At 34.3% G+C, this 19,023-nt stretch carries 13 protein-coding genes and 1 pseudogene; 7 read left to right on the forward strand and 7 right to left on the reverse strand.

The genetic code is table 11. The annotated features are described in order from the left end of the window. Positions 1 to 382: 382 nt before the first annotated feature. Together ACP6PM_RS00940 and ACP6PM_RS00945 are read right to left on the reverse strand one after the other, a co-directional pair. Positions 383 to 1,471, reverse strand: coding sequence for a restriction endonuclease (locus tag ACP6PM_RS00940; protein WP_426580997.1), 1,089 nt, complete (start codon positions 1,469 to 1,471; stop codon positions 383 to 385). Between the two features lie 1,377 nt (positions 1,472 to 2,848). Further along, positions 2,849 to 3,115, reverse strand: coding sequence for a hypothetical protein (locus tag ACP6PM_RS00945; protein ID WP_426580998.1), 267 nt, complete (start codon positions 3,113 to 3,115; stop codon positions 2,849 to 2,851). Positions 3,116 to 3,726: 611 nt separating this feature from the next. On the opposite strand from ACP6PM_RS00945, the gene ACP6PM_RS00950 reads away from it, so the two are divergent. Further along, the gene (locus ACP6PM_RS00950) at positions 3,727 to 5,382 is read left to right on the forward strand and encodes an ABC1 kinase family protein (protein ID WP_426581000.1); all 1,656 of its coding nucleotides are present in this window, start codon (positions 3,727 to 3,729) and stop codon (positions 5,380 to 5,382) included. A 304-nt stretch (positions 5,383 to 5,686) separates the two neighbouring features. Here the strand turns inward: ACP6PM_RS00950 and ACP6PM_RS00955 are convergent, their stop codons facing one another. From ACP6PM_RS00955 to ACP6PM_RS00965, 3 genes are all read right to left on the reverse strand, one after another. After that, complete coding sequence (locus ACP6PM_RS00955; RefSeq protein ID WP_426581002.1) at positions 5,687 to 5,920, reverse strand: MAE_28990/MAE_18760 family HEPN-like nuclease; 234 nt, start codon at positions 5,918 to 5,920, stop codon at positions 5,687 to 5,689. A 94-nt stretch (positions 5,921 to 6,014) separates the two neighbouring features. Beyond that, on the reverse strand, positions 6,015 to 6,707 hold the full coding sequence (locus tag ACP6PM_RS00960; RefSeq protein WP_426581004.1) for an MAE_28990/MAE_18760 family HEPN-like nuclease: 693 nt from the start codon (positions 6,705 to 6,707) through the stop codon (positions 6,015 to 6,017). Beyond that, complete coding sequence (locus ACP6PM_RS00965) at positions 6,707 to 7,819, reverse strand: DUF262 domain-containing protein (RefSeq protein WP_426581006.1); 1,113 nt, start codon at positions 7,817 to 7,819, stop codon at positions 6,707 to 6,709. The genes ACP6PM_RS00960 and ACP6PM_RS00965 overlap by 1 nt, the downstream gene beginning before the upstream one ends. 865 nt (positions 7,820 to 8,684) lie before the next feature. On the opposite strand from ACP6PM_RS00965, the gene ACP6PM_RS00970 reads away from it, so the two are divergent. The 3 genes from ACP6PM_RS00970 (at position 8,685) to ACP6PM_RS00980 (ending at position 13,804) form a co-directional block, all read left to right on the forward strand. Then, a complete protein-coding gene (locus ACP6PM_RS00970; RefSeq protein WP_426581008.1) occupies positions 8,685 to 8,972 on the forward strand; it encodes a hypothetical protein in 288 nt (95 codons plus the stop codon). Between the two features lie 2,423 nt (positions 8,973 to 11,395). Next, on the forward strand, positions 11,396 to 12,691 hold the full coding sequence (locus tag ACP6PM_RS00975) for a type IV pilus twitching motility protein PilT (protein ID WP_426581010.1): 1,296 nt from the start codon (positions 11,396 to 11,398) through the stop codon (positions 12,689 to 12,691). Positions 12,692 to 13,027: 336 nt separating this feature from the next. Further along, positions 13,028 to 13,804 carry a circadian clock KaiB family protein gene (locus ACP6PM_RS00980; RefSeq protein WP_426581012.1) on the forward strand — a complete coding sequence of 259 codons (777 nt, stop codon included), beginning with the start codon at positions 13,028 to 13,030 and terminating at the stop codon, positions 13,802 to 13,804. 31 nt (positions 13,805 to 13,835) lie between these two features. Here ACP6PM_RS00980 and ACP6PM_RS00985 read toward each other — a convergent pair. Next, positions 13,836 to 14,304 (reverse strand): annotated as a pseudogene (locus tag ACP6PM_RS00985) (IS1 family transposase); the annotation flags it as partial. A gap of 316 nt (positions 14,305 to 14,620) precedes the next feature. Here ACP6PM_RS00985 and ACP6PM_RS00990 point away from each other — a divergent pair. The 3 genes from ACP6PM_RS00990 to ACP6PM_RS01000 all read left to right on the forward strand — a co-directional run bounded on the left by ACP6PM_RS00990 (position 14,621) and on the right by ACP6PM_RS01000 (position 16,529). Next, the gene (locus ACP6PM_RS00990) at positions 14,621 to 15,088 is read left to right on the forward strand and encodes a hypothetical protein (RefSeq protein WP_426581014.1); all 468 of its coding nucleotides are present in this window, start codon (positions 14,621 to 14,623) and stop codon (positions 15,086 to 15,088) included. A 191-nt stretch (positions 15,089 to 15,279) separates the two neighbouring features. Further along, positions 15,280 to 15,741: an amidohydrolase family protein gene (locus tag ACP6PM_RS00995; RefSeq protein ID WP_426581073.1), complete on the forward strand. Its 462-nt coding sequence runs from the start codon at positions 15,280 to 15,282 to the stop codon at positions 15,739 to 15,741. Positions 15,742 to 16,160: 419 nt separating this feature from the next. Next, positions 16,161 to 16,529 (forward strand): hypothetical protein, encoded by a 369-nt coding sequence (locus ACP6PM_RS01000; RefSeq protein WP_426581016.1) that lies wholly within the window; start codon positions 16,161 to 16,163, stop codon positions 16,527 to 16,529. A gap of 271 nt (positions 16,530 to 16,800) precedes the next feature. Here ACP6PM_RS01000 and ACP6PM_RS01005 read toward each other — a convergent pair whose 3' ends face one another. Then, entirely contained in the window at positions 16,801 to 17,850 is a 1,050-nt protein-coding gene (locus tag ACP6PM_RS01005) for a mannose-1-phosphate guanylyltransferase (protein ID WP_426581018.1), read from the reverse strand. Between the last annotated feature and the right edge of the window lie 1,173 nt (positions 17,851 to 19,023).

Raw genomic sequence — 19,023 nt, forward strand, 5'->3', positions numbered from 1 at the left:
CCTATTGCCACATACGCAATAGAAGCAAATACCTCAATCTCAGAGTGAGCAAAAAATTTATATTATAGCGCTACTTGAATCGGGAATAGGGAACAATTAACTGGGAACAGTTGACTATCAAAAGGTTTCAGGATTTAGAAATGTCCTAACCTATTTGCGTAGTGCTATACCACATACCCAATAGAAGTATCGACTACCTAAATTTCAGAGTGAGCAAAAATTCCTATGTAGAATATTTCTACAAAAATATTCAGGTAAGTAAACAGACAAGATTCAACCAAGGTAGAACATCAACAAGTAAATTATCCAAACTACTTTGTAGCTTGAAAAAGGGTTTGGAGACCAAACCCCTACGGACTAATCCTCTTCAAAAAAAAGTGATTCAAAAAGTTAACCATTCACAAGAAATAATCCCATCAATAAAATCATCTGATAAAGCAACAAAATCAGAATAAGTAATTAACTTAATACTTTGGCGATCGCCCTTCGACAACAAACTTTCTAAAGGTCTTCTATCTCTAGGAAATACACTATCCCACAAATAAAACATTAACTTATTTTCTATAGATTCTTTAGTAACTTGATTATTCTCCGACTTCAAAAACCAAACACCAATTTGTTTATCTTCGATGCGACGAATCACTTGATGATTAACCTTAATAAAATCATTTAGCTTATTCACGAAATCCAACCATTTTTCCTCCCTACCTTCGATCACTATATCCTTAATTTTTTCTCTTCCATAACCAGGTACATCCACATATTCCCAATCCCATCTCCGCTTAAAGGCACTATCCAAATAATATATAGACTCGTCTGAAGTATTAATCGTAGCAATAATTGATAAATTTATAGGAATGGAAATTCTCTGAGTTGTCAAATTTTCTAATACTCGTAAACCATCTTGGTTATCATTTATTTCCAGCTTCATTTTTGTCATCTGACAAAACACATCAAAATTACTTCCATCCACCTGTATATTTTTATCAGTTGTTTGAGCATCATATCCCATCGCCCTCAACAAAGCGACTATTTCTAACTCTGATAAATTAACATCATAAGTTGACCAATTATCTATTTCTCTATCTAACAATTGAAAAATCGAACCAAAAATAGCAGCAGCATTTCCTCTATTTAATTCATCAATTACCAAAAGTACATTTTTGTTACTACCATCAATTAAATATTTATATGCTAACCCTAATACTCGGATAAAATGACCGGGATAAAACTTATAAATAACAGCACCACCTGCAGTAGTTTGTGGCAATAATTTCCCCAAAAAATCTGAATATGTATATTCAGGGTGAAAGACAGTTTTAATTGTATTTTCTAAGGATTTCGTTTGCTCATTCCATTGAAGTTGTAAGGAATTATTTGCTATCTCCCGTATTTTATAACTTTTACCTGTACCTGGGCTACCAAATATAATTTTTTGAATAGGTTTAATTGTTTGAATTATTTCTGACATAGATTTTTTTATTAGTCTACTTTCAAAGATAAAGTACAAGCTATTTCCCAACAAATTTTCCATTTAACTAAACAAAATCATCAGATTGCTAATCTTTCGGAATTCTGTTTTTTGTGCTTTTTTACTTAGCTCTTAATGCTACTATAGAAGCTATCAATTCAGGAAGAAATGGTACAGGTTTTCCTGATTTGCCACAAAAATTTGTAAACTTGCACATAAAAGTAAAAAATTAGCAGACTACATATAGCAATCCTATTTTATTCGTGTCAAAAATCTTGCCACTTTTTGGAAATAGGTATGGAGGTAATAGGGAACGGGTAAGAGTTTCGGAGTTTATTTCTAGTTTTTGAATTGTTACAACCTATTTAGGATTACTATAGGTATAGCAATCAGGAATCAAATGTGAGAATTGAAGTATTTATTAAAAGAATTATAAAGAATAGAGTATAGCAGTTATCTTATTCATTTATATACATTTTTTCCTTCTTCTCTGTTCCCTGTTCCCTATTCCCTGTTCCCTAAAAATCTCCAATATCTCACAACTTAAATCATATTGCTATACTTTAGTCATAGATATTCAAACAACAATTAACTCTACTGTAGTAGTTACAGAAGAAGGAACAAAATATACACAACAAATAACTAAAATTACTGGAAGTATGACACAAATTTTTGTAGATGTTGCATAATCAATGGAATAAATCGTTAATAACAGCACAAAAATTGCTTTAAAATCTAAAAACAACCAACTGCTACTTAACCAGTAACGAATAATATAGATACTTTAAATAGGAGAAAGCGCAACAAATTATTCAAGGAGTTTAACAAACAAAAATACAGAGGACAAAATTGAATGAAGCAGTATCAAAGTTAAAAGTAATTAAGGTGTGTTGAATAAGTATTATAGGTGAGGGTATGAGTCAGGAGAAATATAAATTACATAGCATATAGTTGGAAGAATTTCACCTTAATTTTTCTGCTCTTGTCTGCTAAAAATCCTCACATTCTCAGCGATGGGAAGCAAAAAGCTTGTAGTTTTTTCACATAAAAAAGGCTAAAGTTTTTATATATAAATGCTTTTGGATTTAATCAAAAAGCCCTAATTATTTATAGCAATTCCCATATCTGAATAGGGAGTAGGAAGTATTAATTTGGGAAACAGGGAATAGGGGTGCGACACTCTAATTAATTTATAGATACAGCAATCCTAAATTTAGTCGTTTAAATAGGGCATTTAAACCTTCTTCCCAAAAATTTTTTCAGAGCATTTCATAGGAAAAAGGTAATAGTTGTAGGCGACAGCCTCGCCCTAGCAATAGGCTAATTGTTGACTCCTATTTTAAATAGGATTGCCATACCAAAAATTAAAAATTTATCCTATACCAAAGGCTGTCGCATGGGAGTACGACCGTAAGGATGCCCTTTATAACTAATTACAATTTGATTAGCTAACCATAAATCCAAACAACGACGCATTAATAAGTAGCGATCGCGCCACAGCTCGTGGCACTTTGCTGTAGATGGACAGTCAATCATCATTACTACTCTAGAGCCAACTAACTCTCGCTTTACTTGACAACTGTCTAAGTTTATAGGACTATGAGCATGAAACCGCTTAATTGCTATAGATTCTATATTAGTCATTGCTATTTTAAGTGAATTCTAAAATAAATATAAAAAATTTTGAGTATCATGTAAAGCATAAATCCGTCTAGATTCTTAATTTCTAATTTTATTTCTGTTACAACAGATACTATTTATTAATTAAAAATTAAAAAGTTAAATTATTGCTTTAATAATAATTTTATAGAACCCATTTGATAGCTATATAATTATGGTAGTCAAGTCTTTTCGCACATCAATTTTGAGGAAAAATCATCATCTCAAGGAGTGTTGAATTTTTTGTATTATTTCTCCCCACATCTTCCTTCTTCTCTCTTCCCTCTTACCTCTTACCTCCTGTCTCCTGTCTCCTGTCTCCTGTCTCCTGACTCCTTGCTAAATTTATGAAGATACCTTCAGGGGTTCTATAAATATTTGCGCTACAGACCCTTTGCAGTTTTAGTTCCATTCCGAATAATTAAACCTGCAACTACTATGAAAAATAATTGACAAATACTGAAAAAAGTGACGATAAATCCAAACACCTGTTTTTTGTCAACGCTGTCCTATATATGTATATATGTAGATATATAGAGACAATCAAATTGTCCCTAAAGCTGAACTAAACATCAACCGCATTATAGGGAGGCCAAGTGTTATCTAGCCTTGCAGTAACTAGCTCTCGTCAAGCAGAAATAGTCGAAATTGTCCTCCGTAACGGTTGGGACTATATGAAAACTCTCCTCACAGGAGGCAAAACTGGTGAACCAGACTTACCAACACCAGCAGTTCTGCGCAATATTTTTGTAGATTTAGGTCCAGTATATGTAAAACTCGGTCAGTTACTGAGTACCCGTCCAGACCTATTGCCAGCAGACTATATCGATACCTTGTCAAGTTTGCAGGCAGATGTACCACCAATATCTTGGTCTGAGGTAGAAATCTTAATTCGTCAACAACTCTCCCAACCTCTAGAAGAAATATTTAGCTACATTAATACTAAGTGTGTAGCAGCAGGTTCTATTGCCCAAACTTATAAAGCTACTTTAAAAGATGGTACGGAAGTAGCTCTGAAAGTTCAACGTCCTGGTATTGATAAAATAGTTGATAAAGATATTGCGTTGCTCAAAGGTTTAGGTGAGTTAGTCTCATTTACAGAATTTGGCAAAGACTACGATATTCTTTCTCTAGCTGAAGAATTTGCTGTAGCCTTGCGAGCCGAGCTTGATTTTACCAAAGAGGCTGGTTATACTGACGAACTACGTCGGAACCTATCTACAAGTAAGTGGTTTGAACCGAAGCAAATTATGCTTCCGAAAGTATATTGGGAGCTAACCACCCCGAAGCTTTTAGTTCTCGAATGGCTGAATGGTAAACCAATTTTATCAGCGAAGGTCAAAGGTACTAACTACAATGGCGATATAAATTCAGAAAAGCAAGCACTTTCCACCTTATTATGTCGTGCTTTCTTTCAACAATTTTATATAGACGGTTTTTTTCACGCCGACCCCCATCCAGGGAATATATTTTATTTGGAAGATGGGCGAGTTGCTTTACTAGACTGTGGAATGGTAGGTCGCCTCGATCCTCGCAGTCAACAGAATTTAACAGAATTATTATTAGCAATAGTTGATTTAGATGCTAAAAGATGTACTCAGCTAACTTTAGAAATGGCAGAAGTTGCTCAACGGTCAAACTTAGCTAAGTTGGAAAATGATTACAGCAAAATGCTGCGAAAATATTACAATCTTAGCTTGTCTGAAATTAATTTTTCTGAAGTATTTTATGACATCTTACAACTGTGTCGTAACAACAAAATTAAATTACCAAGTAATTTAGGTTTATATTCTAAAACTTTAGCAAATTTAGAAGGAGTCGCTCGTAGTTTTTATCCCCAAATTAATCTTTTGGATGAGATTAAACCATTAATGACTGATTTATTTCGTCGACAATTATTAGGGGATGATCCGGTGCAAACTTTATTAAGAACAGCTATTGATGTGAAGAATTTGTCTTTAGAGTCACCTCGTCAACTAGATTTATTTTTAGACAGACTTACTTCTGAAACATTAAAGTGGAATTTGACTTTAAAAGATATTGAACCCTTGCGTCGTAGTGTAGATAAGTCAGCCAATAGATTATCTTTTAGTGTGGTTGTAGGTTCGTTAATTATTGGTGCTGCTATTGTGACTGCGGGTTCTCAAGGTAGTCAGTTATCTTTGTTAAGTGAAGCTTTATTTGCAGTAGCTAGTTTTCTAGGGTTATGGTTAATTATTAGTATTCTTCGTTCTGGTCGTTGGCGGGAATAAAACAGTTATCAGTTATCGCTTTAAATGGAAAAATTCCTTACTGGTAACTGATATAATTGAATTGATGAGTCAGAATTTAAATTCTGACTGTGACTAAGTTTGAGAATTTGAAAATGTCCTAATAATATTAGGCTTGAATAATTTATGATAGTTATATTTCAATACGGTTTCCTACGGAATGCTGCGCAAACAGATCAAACCAAAACTCATAAGGTATCTATCTATAGACTAATGTACTTTTTTCCTTCTTCAAAAATCTTTAACTGAACTGTATTGAGCTATATTTCATAATCTGAACATGATATTAGGGAGAATTTGTAGACGAGTCTAAATATTCTTGATTGTCTAAATATGTTTCAATATTCTCCAGAATTTGTCTCAAATAATTTACTACCTTATCTTGAATTTTCATTAGTTCATCAGCCTCTTTCTGTTTTCCTACTTCAGCAAAAGATTTAATTCCATGAGCTAAATCATTTCTTTTAGTCTTGACTATCAATAAATCACTACTATCAATTTTTTTTTGCAGAAAATCCATATTTCTTAGCCGTTGTTTTAATCTTTTGAGAATCAATATGTCTAGAAAATAATGTCTCGATATTTGTCAAAAACATTTGTCGTGCTTGATAATATTAGGGAGAATTTGTAGATGAGTCTAAATATTCTTGATTGTCTAAATATGTTTCAATATTCTCCAGAATTTGTCTCAAATACTTGACTACTTTATTTTTAATTTCTATCAGTTCGTCAGCACTTTTATCCTTTCCTACTTCCGCAAATGATTTAATGCCATGTGCTAAATCATTTCTGTTAGTCTTGACTATTAATAAATCACTACCATCAGTTGTTTTTGCATACTCTGTTTTTGCAGAAAATCCATATTTTTTTGCTGTCTCTTTAATCAATCTACTATCAATATTTCCAGAAAATAGTTCTTCTCTGTTAAATCCAATTTTAACAATATCAAGAGATATGTCTTGAATTTGAGCAAAAATTTTATCGGGGTCTCTACGCTTCAGATTCCGTAGAACAATTTTCTTTAACTCAGGTCTAATTTTATCGAAGGAAACGCCTTGATTTTGTAGGTCATCAAATATTGCTTCAATAGCATTTTTCATTGTGGATTCTATTAAATTGTAAAGTAACAGAAAAGCACTTGCATTGATTGTTTTTGCTAACTCTGGGTCAACTTCTTTAATTTTTGTTCCTGCTTTACCTTCCATTGCTAATTTCGTTGTTCCTTGCTCCAAACTCTTGAGAAAAATAAAATATTTACTGACTTCTTTAGAGCGTTCATTAAAATCTTGAAATAATATGCTTGTCATTATTTACCTAATAGTTTATCCCTGACATATTCAATTCGCCGAACGACCTTCTTCAATGAACGACTTCCATCACTTTTTGTGTACTCTTCAAATTCCTTTGTATTGAGTAAATCATTTCCTTGATACTGAAGATTATTTTTTTCTCTCAAGGCAAGAGCAATACCTACAGAAAGAGATTCAAATTTAATTCTAGTAGTTGTTTTATCTAAATTTTTACCTGAGCGAAAACCATTAGGGAAATATTTTCTCACAAAATCTATCATTGCTTCAAATTCATGTTTCATTTCCTTTGAATTTGTTTTTTTATCTTGATTTACATTCTGCAAATATTCATTAAGGAAATCATTGATTCCTGGTATACTTTTAAAATCTTGATAATTATTTAAAAAGGCAAAAAAACGTAAGACATATTCTTGGGGTTCACGTCTATCAATAGCTGTTTTAGAAAAAGAGCAAAGCTCTCTAAATGTTGATAATTGTGATAATTCTTCAACTAAATCAGTAATTTTTCCTGGTAATATACCTCTGCGTTTCTCCATTTCATTTAACTGAATACTACCTGTATTAATTCTTTCAAAAATATCTCGTCGTGTTTCTTCATCTGCTTTTTCTGTTAGTTGAATTATCCGAATAGTAGCTCTATTGAAGCGTCTCTGACGAGGAAGAGATAAGTCTTCAAATCTAAAATCATTGAGTTTACTTAACTTTTTCAATTCACATAGTTTTAGCTCATTGTTAATAAATCTAGTTAGGGTACGAATACGTTGAGTACCATCAATAATTTCTAGCCGAGCTTCATCTTCTTGATTTTCTTCATCATTAATATCAGCAACAAATATAGGAGGTATTGGTAATCCTAAAAATACAGACTCAATAAATTTTGACTGATCTTTTTCTTCCCAAACCATCTCTCTTTGATAATCAGGTATAAATAATTCATTAGTATCGTTTTCTTCTCCTTCCATATACTTCTGAACAATAACTTCCACTGGATATTCTGTTGTTCGATAATCAACAGCTTTTTGCTTTTCCCGAATCTCAGTTTCAGCAGCTTCTTTTTGTTCGTTATTTATTTGGGATTTACTATTAGTGGCTTTTGACTTTATTGGCATATTTTTATTCTAGGTAGTTTGTTAAAGATTAAAACTACATCATAGCTTGAAATCCCTTTGAAAAACTAAATATTCAAGATAGTTAGAGATTATTATAATATTTAATTAAAAATTCCCAGAACTTAGTTGGTATATTAATAAGCCATAAATCCCTAAAGAACAAAGATCAACAATAAATTTTCAACTAGTTATTCGAGCTATTAATTTTTGGTTAAGTTTGTTTAAACTTTTAGAATAAAATTTTATATTAAATTTAATAAACCTTAAAATTATCACTGTGTAGCGGCCTGTTAAAGTAGCGAGATATCCCACTATTTCAGTCTGTTTGACCGTACTTGATCTGATACTAAATCACAAAAATACTAAATATTCAGTCAAAAATATATCTCTTTTCCGAAATTTGATTAGCTAAACTTGATATATATAAGTAATAGCCTATATAGCTGTTCAAGTTTCCTCTTTCAATCTTGAGTTAAGCAAAAATTCCTAAAAGAGTCTATCAAAAATAATCTGTTTTTTTAGAGAATGTTTTGCATAAAAAATTATATACCCATCAACCCATCCTGCCCTTCTTATTGAGTATTCCTACCCTTGTTAAAAGAGCATGAGACCATATCAATAAATACTTTCTCCCACTTCTTTCAACTCAGGGTAATTATTACTTCAAGTAATTGAGATTTTTGGCCTGCTAATCAAGCAACCTGAATTTACAAGGCAAAAGTAAGTAAGTAGACAAAATTATTTGTATATCTACTACTCAGGTATATTTTCTGTTCCCTCTCTTGCTAACCATTTGCGACGCGGGGTCCCACCACTGTTCCCTACATCTAATATGAGTTAAATTAATTTTACCCAGGTACTTAGTATGACTATTTTTTTCTTAAAAAAACTCAGTTTTATTGCCTTGATACCTGTATGTTTAACTGTATTTTTTGAGTATCCTTCTTTCTCAAAAAACTATACTCAAAATCAAAAATTTTCAGCCAATGAAAATAAGATATTGAAACTTAACAAACCTCCTGTTAAACATAAAAATCAATATTCCAACACATATATTAGAAATGGAATGGAAGTATCTGAAGATGGCTGTATTATCAAAAGTTTAAGATTAAGAAATGGCATGAATCTCAAAATCAAACAAAACTGTAATTAGGGTGGGCTGAATAAATCTATAACTCATATATTAAGAGATTTAATACCATTTATCATGCATGAATGCTTTATTTCACAACAACTAACTTTATACTCGGCATTGCACAATCAGGAAAGAATTATCCGAAAATAGATATTTTTGGATAATTCTTTCCTTAATATATGTACAGTTGATAATCTATTATCATTCTTTAATATGCAACCCCTTATACTCAGCTAATTTTTGCTTAACACCTAGCACCTACCAAATTTTTCCAGGATATATAGCAAACTTTTTGAGATGCTTAATGCTTACATAAAAATTCAAATAATAATAGTTCATAAAATCAAAATATAATATAGTAATGGTATTGTCATCATATCAAACTTTATTCAAAACAAGTTTTCAGATATGATTCCTGATTGCTATAGTAAATTTAAGCAAGGAATAAATTTTTCAGCATTGAAAAAAAATTAAGTATGGTATTTCCCTGAAAAATTTATATATGCTTGATTGATTTTATAGCTTTATAGCGGTTTTTATGCTAATAAACTACATTTCCCATTTGCCGACTATAAAAGTCAGACAAGAAAAGGAAAAATAAAAAAGCTAATGACTGATGATTACGATCTAAATTATTATCTTTAAAACTGAGAAATTAGTACTAAATAATCCCCGGGCTATTTCATTTTAATTTATGACTTTTTGTGCATTAACGAAAATATGCCTTTTCAAAGATTGAAAATTATATCAATCAATCTCTAAAAGCAAGTAAAATCGTCACTTGATTCTAGAATGAAATAGCCCTGTAAATAATCCAATCAGTCACATTTCATCCAGAGTACATACTAGAATAGAAATTTTTGTTCCTTTCCATTCGAGAATTAATCAAGCTAAGTTTTTATTAATTTCATTACACCAGTTTAAATTGCTGCAAAGAAAAGTTAAATTAAAAACTAAGAGAATGTTTGTAAAAGGAATATTAAATCTAAGCTTAGGCTGGGTTAGACGACAATACTTATGAGTCGCTACCCAAACTCTTAACTGGGAGCCGTAACCCACCGAACATACCGAATATTAAACCAATACGCTGTCTTAATATTTACTTGTGCATTCACTCTCTAAGATATTATCAAAAGTAATATTTAGATAGTCAGATTACTCAATTTATCAATTAAATATTGCCTTATTTTTGTGAAAAACGAGGTAAAATTTCGACAAAAGTTGACAAATAAATAATGCCCTAATTGTGGTAACAGAACAAGGAAGAAAAAACTTAACAACAGAATTTATAAATGTATTTACTCTAGTGATGAGAACTCAACACATATTGTTCTAGTAGCAGTAATTCTAATACCACCCAAAATATTGTTACATTAGCTTAAGTTTGGTAGGAGACCCTTCAGAGTGGTGACCTAGTAGTGTAGGCTTTGTAATAAATACCAAGTCAAACTGAAAAGTAGGTGCTGCTATAGTCTTTTGACAAAGGTATAATTGTCAAAGCTAACTTTTAAGTTTAAGAATATATCAACCACTCTGGGAATTCAAATCGATTTAATTCTGGCATTTATTTAGATTGTTTTTCATCCCTTAGTCAAAACAGACTGGCTTTGAAACTCCCGAAAAATTTTAGCTAATTAGTCGAGAAGTCTCACGCCATATTTGAAAAATTGGTGTCTTGGAATAGGTGGTAAATTAATGTGACTCAATGTCACATTAATTTACAAATATTATTCTTTTGCTCAAAAATAAAATTGATGTTATTATATTAAAGATACTTGGATAGAAACAATTCCTGAGTATTTTAACTGTCAAAGCTTTACCGTTAGGTCGTCTGCAGCACTTAAATGCTGGATAGTAAAACAATAGCGGTAAATCCCCAAAATACCAGCCAAGATTTCTCTAATTGTGGCGAAAAAGTCCCCAAAGAATTATTCAGATAGAATTCATTTTTGTCCCCATTGTCCCATTTTTATCGACCGCGATCTAATATGTGGTAATAAATATAAAAAAATAGGGCGGTAGGATATTCCGTCCTCAAAGCTAGTGGAGTCTGATGCTGTATTCAGGACTGCGAAACGAGAACCCCACATTACACCTAATTGTTAGTGTGGGAGTATGTCACGTAAAGTAATTTAACTTTGACACTCCACGGAATAAATCCGCGTTAATTCGTATTTAGGAGTTGTAAATCGCGTTAAAACTACGATTTTCACACTGATCGAAATAACCAAATTGCTAGTACCATACCTTAGTACGTATACAGGATAAGTCAACTTGGCGGTGTCAATTGCCACTAATATCTGCGCTCAACAGACCATTGAGGCTACTTTTTAAGTTATTACTTAATAATAACACATTTTTTGACTACGGATTAAAATCCGTCGAGTCGTTTCCATCCAGCCCTTAAAACTGCCTGGTTTCTCACTTACCGAAATTCTACGATGACACAAACACCACCACCTCGTCCCCCTGCTCCACCACCACCAGGAGGCCGTGGTTTACCACCTCGTCCACCTGCTCCACCCTCTCCTCCAGGAGTAAGAAAACAACCAAAAACCCCGCCAAAACCTTCTAATCCTCCACCATCCTCAGCCCCAGTTTCTCAACAAACGATTCCTCCCACGGAAACTGCATCAGCCCAGCCACCAACTCCTTTAGGTCCAGAACTTGCACCCGGACAAGTAACATTAACAGAAATTGTCCGGCGGGCTGAACAAGAAGGAATTTCAGATATTCACTTGGGTGTAAATGAAATACCAAGATTTCGTAAGCGTGGCGACCTCATACCAATCGATTATCCAGAGACTGACTTAGGCACTTTTATGAGTTGGCTACGGGAAATTATGAAGGATGAGGAAATTCGGACATTCCAGGAAAATCTAGACTTTGACGGTGCGGCTGACCTAGGTTTTGTCCGAATACGGATTAGCTTGTTTGATTCTCTTGCTGGTCCAGCTATGGTATTACGACTGATTGGTGCAAAAATTCTGAAGATGGAACAACTTAGGTTGCCAGAAGTTTTTAAGAAAGTTTGCCACTACCATAAAGGATTACTTTTGGTGACAGGGCCAACAGGTTCTGGTAAGTCCACTACCATGGCAGCGATGATTGATTATATGAATGATACTTTTCCTTATCATGTCATCACGATTGAAGACCCTGTAGAATTTGTCCATGAAAGCCGGAAATGTTTGATCAAGCACCGGGAGGTAGGTAGACATACCCTGAAATTCTTCAACGCTCTCAAAGGAGCCCTCCGTCAAGACCCTGACCTGATGTTAGTGGGAGAAATTCGGGATAAGGAAACGGTGGGAATTGCCATTAAAGCAGCATCTACAGGACACTTAGTGATGGGAACTTTGCACACTAACAGTGCAATTAAAACTATCACTCGTATTCTTGATATGTTTTCTGCCGAAGAACAGCCGGCAATTAAATTGGCTCTTTCAGAAATTCTGGTAGCAGTTATTGCTCAGTTGTTGTGTAAGACTACTGATGGTAAGCGAGCAGCTTTCCATGACATTTTGATTAATACTGATGTAGTTAAGGAATATATTCTCAAAGACCAGTATGAAGACATAAACCAAATTATGCTCAAAGATACTTATGAAGGTATGACTACTATGAATAGGTCTTTGTACGATCTTTACCAAGAAGGTAGAATTACTGAAGAAATAGCAATCGATCAATCACCTTCCCCGAACGAAATGGCTCAAATGCTACGGGGCAGAATTTAAAAAGATTATTAAATTTTCAATTTCAAGTTTTCTAGATCGACTAAAGTGTAAATTAATAATAGAAACTAAATAATTAGGAAAAATTGGACACGCTCTAGCTCACTAGATAAAAAGTGTGACAACTTTTAAGTTCTTGCTAAAATAATACAAACCCAGCCCAAATTCGAGCTAATTAAATTAAATTGAAGGCTTGAAGTCCTGTACAAAATATGAAGCTTGTCTATAAATAGGTCAAACTTCGGTTGTGATAAATTTGGGTAAGTTCAGCAGATATCTTAACTAGGCTAGCTTCAATCTCATACTCAAAAGTTTGCAGTCGATCTTAAATTTATTTTCTTGAAGCCAACTAATCCAGAATTCCCCGAGTTATTCAAAGGTATCGCCTTGTTTACACCTGGGGGAGATTTAATTTATTGCATAGACCCAAGCAAAAAAAATAGATGGCATCTACACCTATGTGTAGAGCTACAAGAAATATTGGGACTATCTGAACCACCCCATTTCTTAATACCTGGATACACTGCAACTATTGATAAATGGCTAGACCCTCACACTCAGCAAGTCCAAGTTTTTGCCGAAGCTTATGCGCCAGTCTTAAGATACCAAGCATTGCTTAATGCAATTTTTCATACTGGTGAGATGATTTGGCAATCAGCTCCATGGTCAGAGGAATTTTGTAATCCAATGGTAATTGCTACTTATTATGACCGGTTTCCTCAACTTTGGGAAAATCATGACCTTGTTGTGTGTCTTGATCGACAAGAGTTTAATCTGGATTCTATCCCAGAGGAAATCTCAACCTCAACTATTGATTCACAACCAGAAGTGGAAGGCTATGTTCTCCGCTTATTTGTATCAGGTAAAAGTGTTGCTACTGAGCGGACTCTTCAGAGTCTTCACCAAATATTAGAAACATCTCTTTCTCTTCCTTACACTTTAAAAGTAATAGATGTCTTTCAACATCCGGAACAGGCTGAAGTAGATTTAATTACTGCTACTCCTACTTTGATTAGAGTTTGGCCTCTACCTGTCCGTAGAATTGTTGGGGAATTTGATAATGTGGAAACAATTCTCAAGTTGTTAGAAACTACCAATCGAGATTCTAAAATTTAGATTTTTTGGCGTTGGTAAATTCAAAGATGAATCAGGCAGGAACAGGTACATCTCCAAACTTGAGATAATGAATTAAAAGTCTGATGGAATGCTTCAGCATCTCTACAGAGCAAGGAATAGCACAATGTTTTGCGGTGCAGTCGAGCTAAGTAGTGTCGTAAACGAGTATTTTCTCCTTCTACCCTCGTCATGTAGGTCTTACTGATAATTTGGTCTTGCGACCGAATAAATACTTTATAAACAGGATTTCCATCACTGAAGAACGAAATAGCATTGCCAACAAGCGTTAGCGAAGCTTTGCGTTAGCAATCGCTTGCCAGAGCCAAATAGAAAGTTTCAGCACTACGGTTTCCGATAACCCAACCGAGAATTCCTGGCCGAAAGTGGTCTACCACTGCTCCATTTCCAAACTTTATTTTTTTTTTGAGACAAAAGTTTGTAACTCATACATATCTCCAACTTCTGGGATTACTTCGCAAGTCTAAGGCATCAGGTAAAAGTTTTGGCGTTGCATATTTCCGGGATGAATTAGTGTGGTCCGTGTGGTCCGTGTGGTCTGTGTGGCGGGAATTGCATCATTTGCCTTCTAGAATTATTTTTTTAGAGAAAGAGGGAGTAAAAGATAAGGATTCATCCCGTTATTCAGCAACGCCAGAAAAAAAGATAATTTCCGAGCTAAAAAATCGTATTGAAGCCATTCATTCTGACTCCTGACTCCTAAAAAATAGTCTAGTCATTTTTAGCAAACATTTATCAAATTGGTATAAAATACTGGGCAACTTTATTTCTGACTTTTTACTTTTGAGTTGAATAAAAATGGAACTTTGGGATATTGCTGCTATTGACCAACACGCTCATAACTTGTTGCAACCAGAAGCGATCGCTTGTTATCCTTATGCTGCTGCTTTTACGGAAGCTCATCATCCCGATATGATTAATTATCATGCCTGTCATACCCTATTTTATCGTCGAAGTTTACGGGATATGGCAGACTTATTAAAGTGTGAACTGCAAGAGTCAGAAATATTAGCTAAACGAGATAATGTAGGCTTAGAAAATTTAACCAAAACTTGTTTTAAAGCTGCCAACCTTGACACAATTTTGTTAGATGATGGTTTTCTCCCAGAGGAAATTTTACCTTGGCAATGGCATCAACAATTTGTAGGGGTAAAACGATTATTAAGAATAGAAGACCTCGCCCAAAATCTCATTCCTCAAGTAAATAGTTTTGCCGAATTTTGGGAAAGATTTAGAGTAGAAATAGACCCCCAGCGCCAGAAGTAGTTGGTTTTAAAAGTATTGCAGCTTATCGGACAGGTTTAGAGATTCAACCTGTAAATATAGAATTAGCAAAATCTCAATTTAATACTATTAAAAAAACAACAGGAGAAAAACCACCGCGTCTGAGCGATAAGTCTTTAATTGACTTTTTAGTAATTCAGACATTAGAAGTAGCTGCAAAACATAAAATACCGATCCAATTTCATACAGGATTTGGCGATCCAGATTTAGATTTACGTTTATCAAATCCTTTACATTTGCGTTTTTTATTAGAAGATAATCGCTTTCATAATGCTCCCATTATTTTATTACACGCTTCCTATCCTTATACCCGTGAAGCTGGTTATTTAGCATCAGTTTATCCTAATGTTTATATAGGCTTTGGTCTAGCGATACCCTCCTTAAGTGTGGCTGGAATGAGATATGTAATCAGACAATTAATGGAATTAACGCCTATTAGTAAATTGATGTATTCTTCCGATGCTCATTTGATTCCTGATTTGTATTATTTAGGTGCTAAGTGGGGGCGAAAAGTTTTAGGAGAAGTGTTAGACGAATCAGTGAAAGATGGAGATTTAACTGTTAACGAAGCTGAGGAAATAGCTGTGGATATTTTACATCGAAATGCTTGTAATATTTATCAATTAGATATGTAGTAATATTATGTGTCGTGTATTGTAATTATTATTTTTGTTATTGAAGATGGGAGTGGGATTATCTTGCTCCCTTCTTTAATTGATACTGGAGGGCAAATCCAATTATCAAGTTTCTTAACTAACTTAAGGCAATTAGGAAGTAATTTATAAATGGTAGAAAAATATGTACAAGTATTATCAAATTTGGCTTTAATGAATTTTTGACTTAAATTACCTAAGAGAAGATAGTTAACTGCCTAAAATTCTCTACAGCTTCTTAGGTGAAAGGATATCTTAAGAATTAATAAAACTCCCGATTATATTTCTGAGGCAAGAAATAAAATCAGAGAAAGATAATTGCAGGGTAAAAAAAGTAAAAAAATGAGGTAATCAAATGTTTAAAGACAACTACAAGATTTATTCATTCAACAAAAAAAGGTTTGGTTCGTTTTATACCTTTAACTGTTGCTGCTTGCTATACTTTCTTGTCTGCGGTTTCTGCTCATGCTGGGGGTCCTTTGAAAGGAAGGGTAGTTGATATCTTTGAGTGTAGAGAAACAAAAGGTGTTTTGAAGGGCCATGACTTAGCTGTTCCTAGAGTATATGGTGGCGGTGATGGTGTAAGCACTTTTGTCATTTACTCTACTTATCCAGGTCATGGTCTTAACCGAAGAGAGTTTTTACAGATGGCTAAAGATAGCATGGCGAATAAGACAAATCTAGACTTCTACTGGAGTGAGAATAAAGGTAGTGGTGTTTGTGGAGTTACAACACCTTCTCGTTATCATTTCTTGCAAGATATGCGCTAGAGTTCTAGATAACTTGAGTATAATTTATACAAGGGAAGTAGGTTGGGTTGAGGCAACGAAACCCAACATAAGCACGACGTATTGAAGTTAGGACATCCTACTATTAATATTCTGGTGTTTTTTTCAACCAAAATATATTCCCTTAACTAAAAAAAACCTACTACCATAAAAATTTTTGTTGGGTTGCGCTGTCGCTTAACCCAACCTACAACTATTCCCTTCTTTTTCCTTCTTCCCTATTCCCTACTCCCTATTCCCTATTCCCTTCTTCCTACAATAAATCCTTAAACTTAGGATGATTAGCCAAACTCTTCAAAACCTTCTTAATATCCTGTGATCGCTCCTTTTTTACAATCAAAGTCACATTCCCATCCCTCACAACAACAACATCCTCCAAACCAATAGTTACAATAGCATCATCATCACTAGAGGCATAAAAAATCGACCCCTCAGTATCCAACCCCAAATGATTAGCCAACTCCACATTCAAATTATCACCCTTAACCAAACGTTCCAAAGCATTCCAGTCACCCAAATCATCCCAACCAAAAGCCACAGGCAACACAAAAGCCTTATCAGTCTTCTCCATCACCACATAATCAATACTCTTCTTCTCCAACTGAGAATAACCCTCAGCACCCATCGCCTCCAAAACACTCATCATAGTCGGCGCATACTTTCGTAACTCAGCCAACATCACCCCTACCCTGAACACAAAAATACCGCCATTCCAACTAAAGCGCCCCGTTGCCAGAAACTCCTCAGCCTTCTCTCGGTTGGGCTTTTCCGTAAATTGGGCCACTTGATAAGCATCAAACCCACCAAAATTTCCTGCCTCTTTTCCCTGTTCAATGTATCCATAGCCAGTAGAAGGGAAAGAGGGTTTCACGCCCAGGGTAACAATAGCCTCCTGGTTAGTAGCCAATTCGACAGCTGCCTCCAGAGTCTTCTGGAATATTTCCGGTTCCCCGATCCAATGGTCAGCGGGAAAAAATCCTACAACTGCATCTTCCCCATAACGGCGTGCCGTTTCTATTGCTGTCCAGGCAACAGCAGGGGCAGTATCCCTTCCTTCCGGTTCCGCCAAAATATTTTCCTGTGGCATCTGCGGTAACTGTTGTGCCACACCTTCGGCCAACATTGCCGAAGTCACAACCCATAAACCATCCCAATCGTCAGATAATGGGAGTAGTCTCTCTGCTGTTGCTTGTAACAAGCTTTTACCAGTACCATCAAGAGAGATAAACTGTTTGGGCCGATGTTTACGACTCAGAGGCCAAAAACGTTCTCCTTTACCACCAGCAAGAATAACAGGTATCATCGGATTCTAGATTACTTAATAGACTTGGATAATTCCATCTTAAGTTCTCATTGCCAGTTTCTCCCAAATTTTCCAACTATAGCAGTGAGATTTTTGTGGAAATAGGGTCTGAAACTACAACGTCTTAGTTTAAGTAATCATCTTACTTTTGAATTAGGATTTTGATTTTTGGATTGTTAATGAATAATACTTCTTCTACTAACTCCGGAGCTATCCTACTAAAGTAGTAATAAAGTACAGGACTTACGCAGGGGTACTATATATAGATTGCAAAAACTGTAGCAGTATAGTTTTTAACACTACATACATGGTATCTGCGTAAGTCCTAAAAGTAGTAATTATGAGTATTTATTCTGATTATTACCAGTTTCTCCCAAATTTTCCAAATATGGCAGTGAGATTTTTGTGGAGATATGGTCTGAAACTACAACGTATTAGTTTTGAATTAGGATTTTGATTTTTGGATTGTTAATGAATAATACTCTTTCTACTAACTCCGGAGCTATCGTACTAAAGTAGTAATTATGAGTATTTATTCTGATTATTACCAGTTTCTCTCAAATGTTCCAACTATACAACTATGAGTAGTGAAATTTTTGTGGAGATATGGTCTAAAACTACAACGTCTTAGTTTGAGCAATCATCTGAGTTGGGAATTATGAATAATACTTATTTTACCAACTCCAGACCTATCCTACTAAAGTAATGATTTTGAATATTTATCTGAATTATTAGCAGTTTCTCCCAAATGTTCCAACTATACAACTATAGTAGTGAAATTTTTGTGGAGATATGGTCTGAAACTACAACGTCTTAATTTTGAATTGGGATTAGGATTTGGGAATTGTTAATCAATAATACTTATTTTACCAACTCCAGGCCTATCCTACTAAAGTAATGATTTTGAATATTTATCTGATTATTGCCAGTTTCTCCCAAATGTTCCAACTATACAACTATAGTAGTGAAATTTTTGTGGAGATATGGTCTGAAACTACAACGTCTTAATTTTGAATTGGGATTAGGATTTGGGAATTGTTAATCAATAATACTTATTTTACCAACTCCAGACCTATCCTACTAAAGTAATGATTTTGAATATTTATCTGAATTATTAGCAGTTTCTCCCAAATGTTCCAACTATACAACTATAGTAGTGAAATTTTTGTGGAG

It is taken from the genome of Dapis brunnea BLCC-M229 (assembly GCF_050015995.1).
Lineage (GTDB): Bacteria > Cyanobacteriota > Cyanobacteriia > Cyanobacteriales > Microcoleaceae > Trichodesmium.

What these genes read in the sequence shown, in the direction of transcription:
- ACP6PM_RS00940 (WP_426580997.1), bottom strand. Translation starts at nt 1,471, where the DNA reads ATGTCAGAAATAATTCAAACAATTAAACCTATTCAAAAAATTATATTT.
- ACP6PM_RS00945 (WP_426580998.1), bottom strand. Translation starts at nt 3,115, where the DNA reads ATGACTAATATAGAATCTATAGCAATTAAGCGGTTTCATGCTCATAGT.
- ACP6PM_RS00955 (WP_426581002.1), bottom strand. Translation starts at nt 5,920, where the DNA reads ATGGATTTTCTGCAAAAAAAAATTGATAGTAGTGATTTATTGATAGTC.
- ACP6PM_RS00960 (WP_426581004.1), bottom strand. Translation starts at nt 6,707, where the DNA reads ATGACAAGCATATTATTTCAAGATTTTAATGAACGCTCTAAAGAAGTC.
- ACP6PM_RS00965 (WP_426581006.1), bottom strand. Translation starts at nt 7,819, where the DNA reads ATGCCAATAAAGTCAAAAGCCACTAATAGTAAATCCCAAATAAATAAC.
- ACP6PM_RS00970 (WP_426581008.1), top strand. Translation starts at nt 8,685, where the DNA reads ATGACTATTTTTTTCTTAAAAAAACTCAGTTTTATTGCCTTGATACCT.
- ACP6PM_RS00975 (WP_426581010.1), top strand. Translation starts at nt 11,396, where the DNA reads ATGACACAAACACCACCACCTCGTCCCCCTGCTCCACCACCACCAGGA.
- ACP6PM_RS00990 (WP_426581014.1), top strand. Translation starts at nt 14,621, where the DNA reads ATGGAACTTTGGGATATTGCTGCTATTGACCAACACGCTCATAACTTG.
- ACP6PM_RS01005 (WP_426581018.1), bottom strand. Translation starts at nt 17,850, where the DNA reads ATGATACCTGTTATTCTTGCTGGTGGTAAAGGAGAACGTTTTTGGCCT.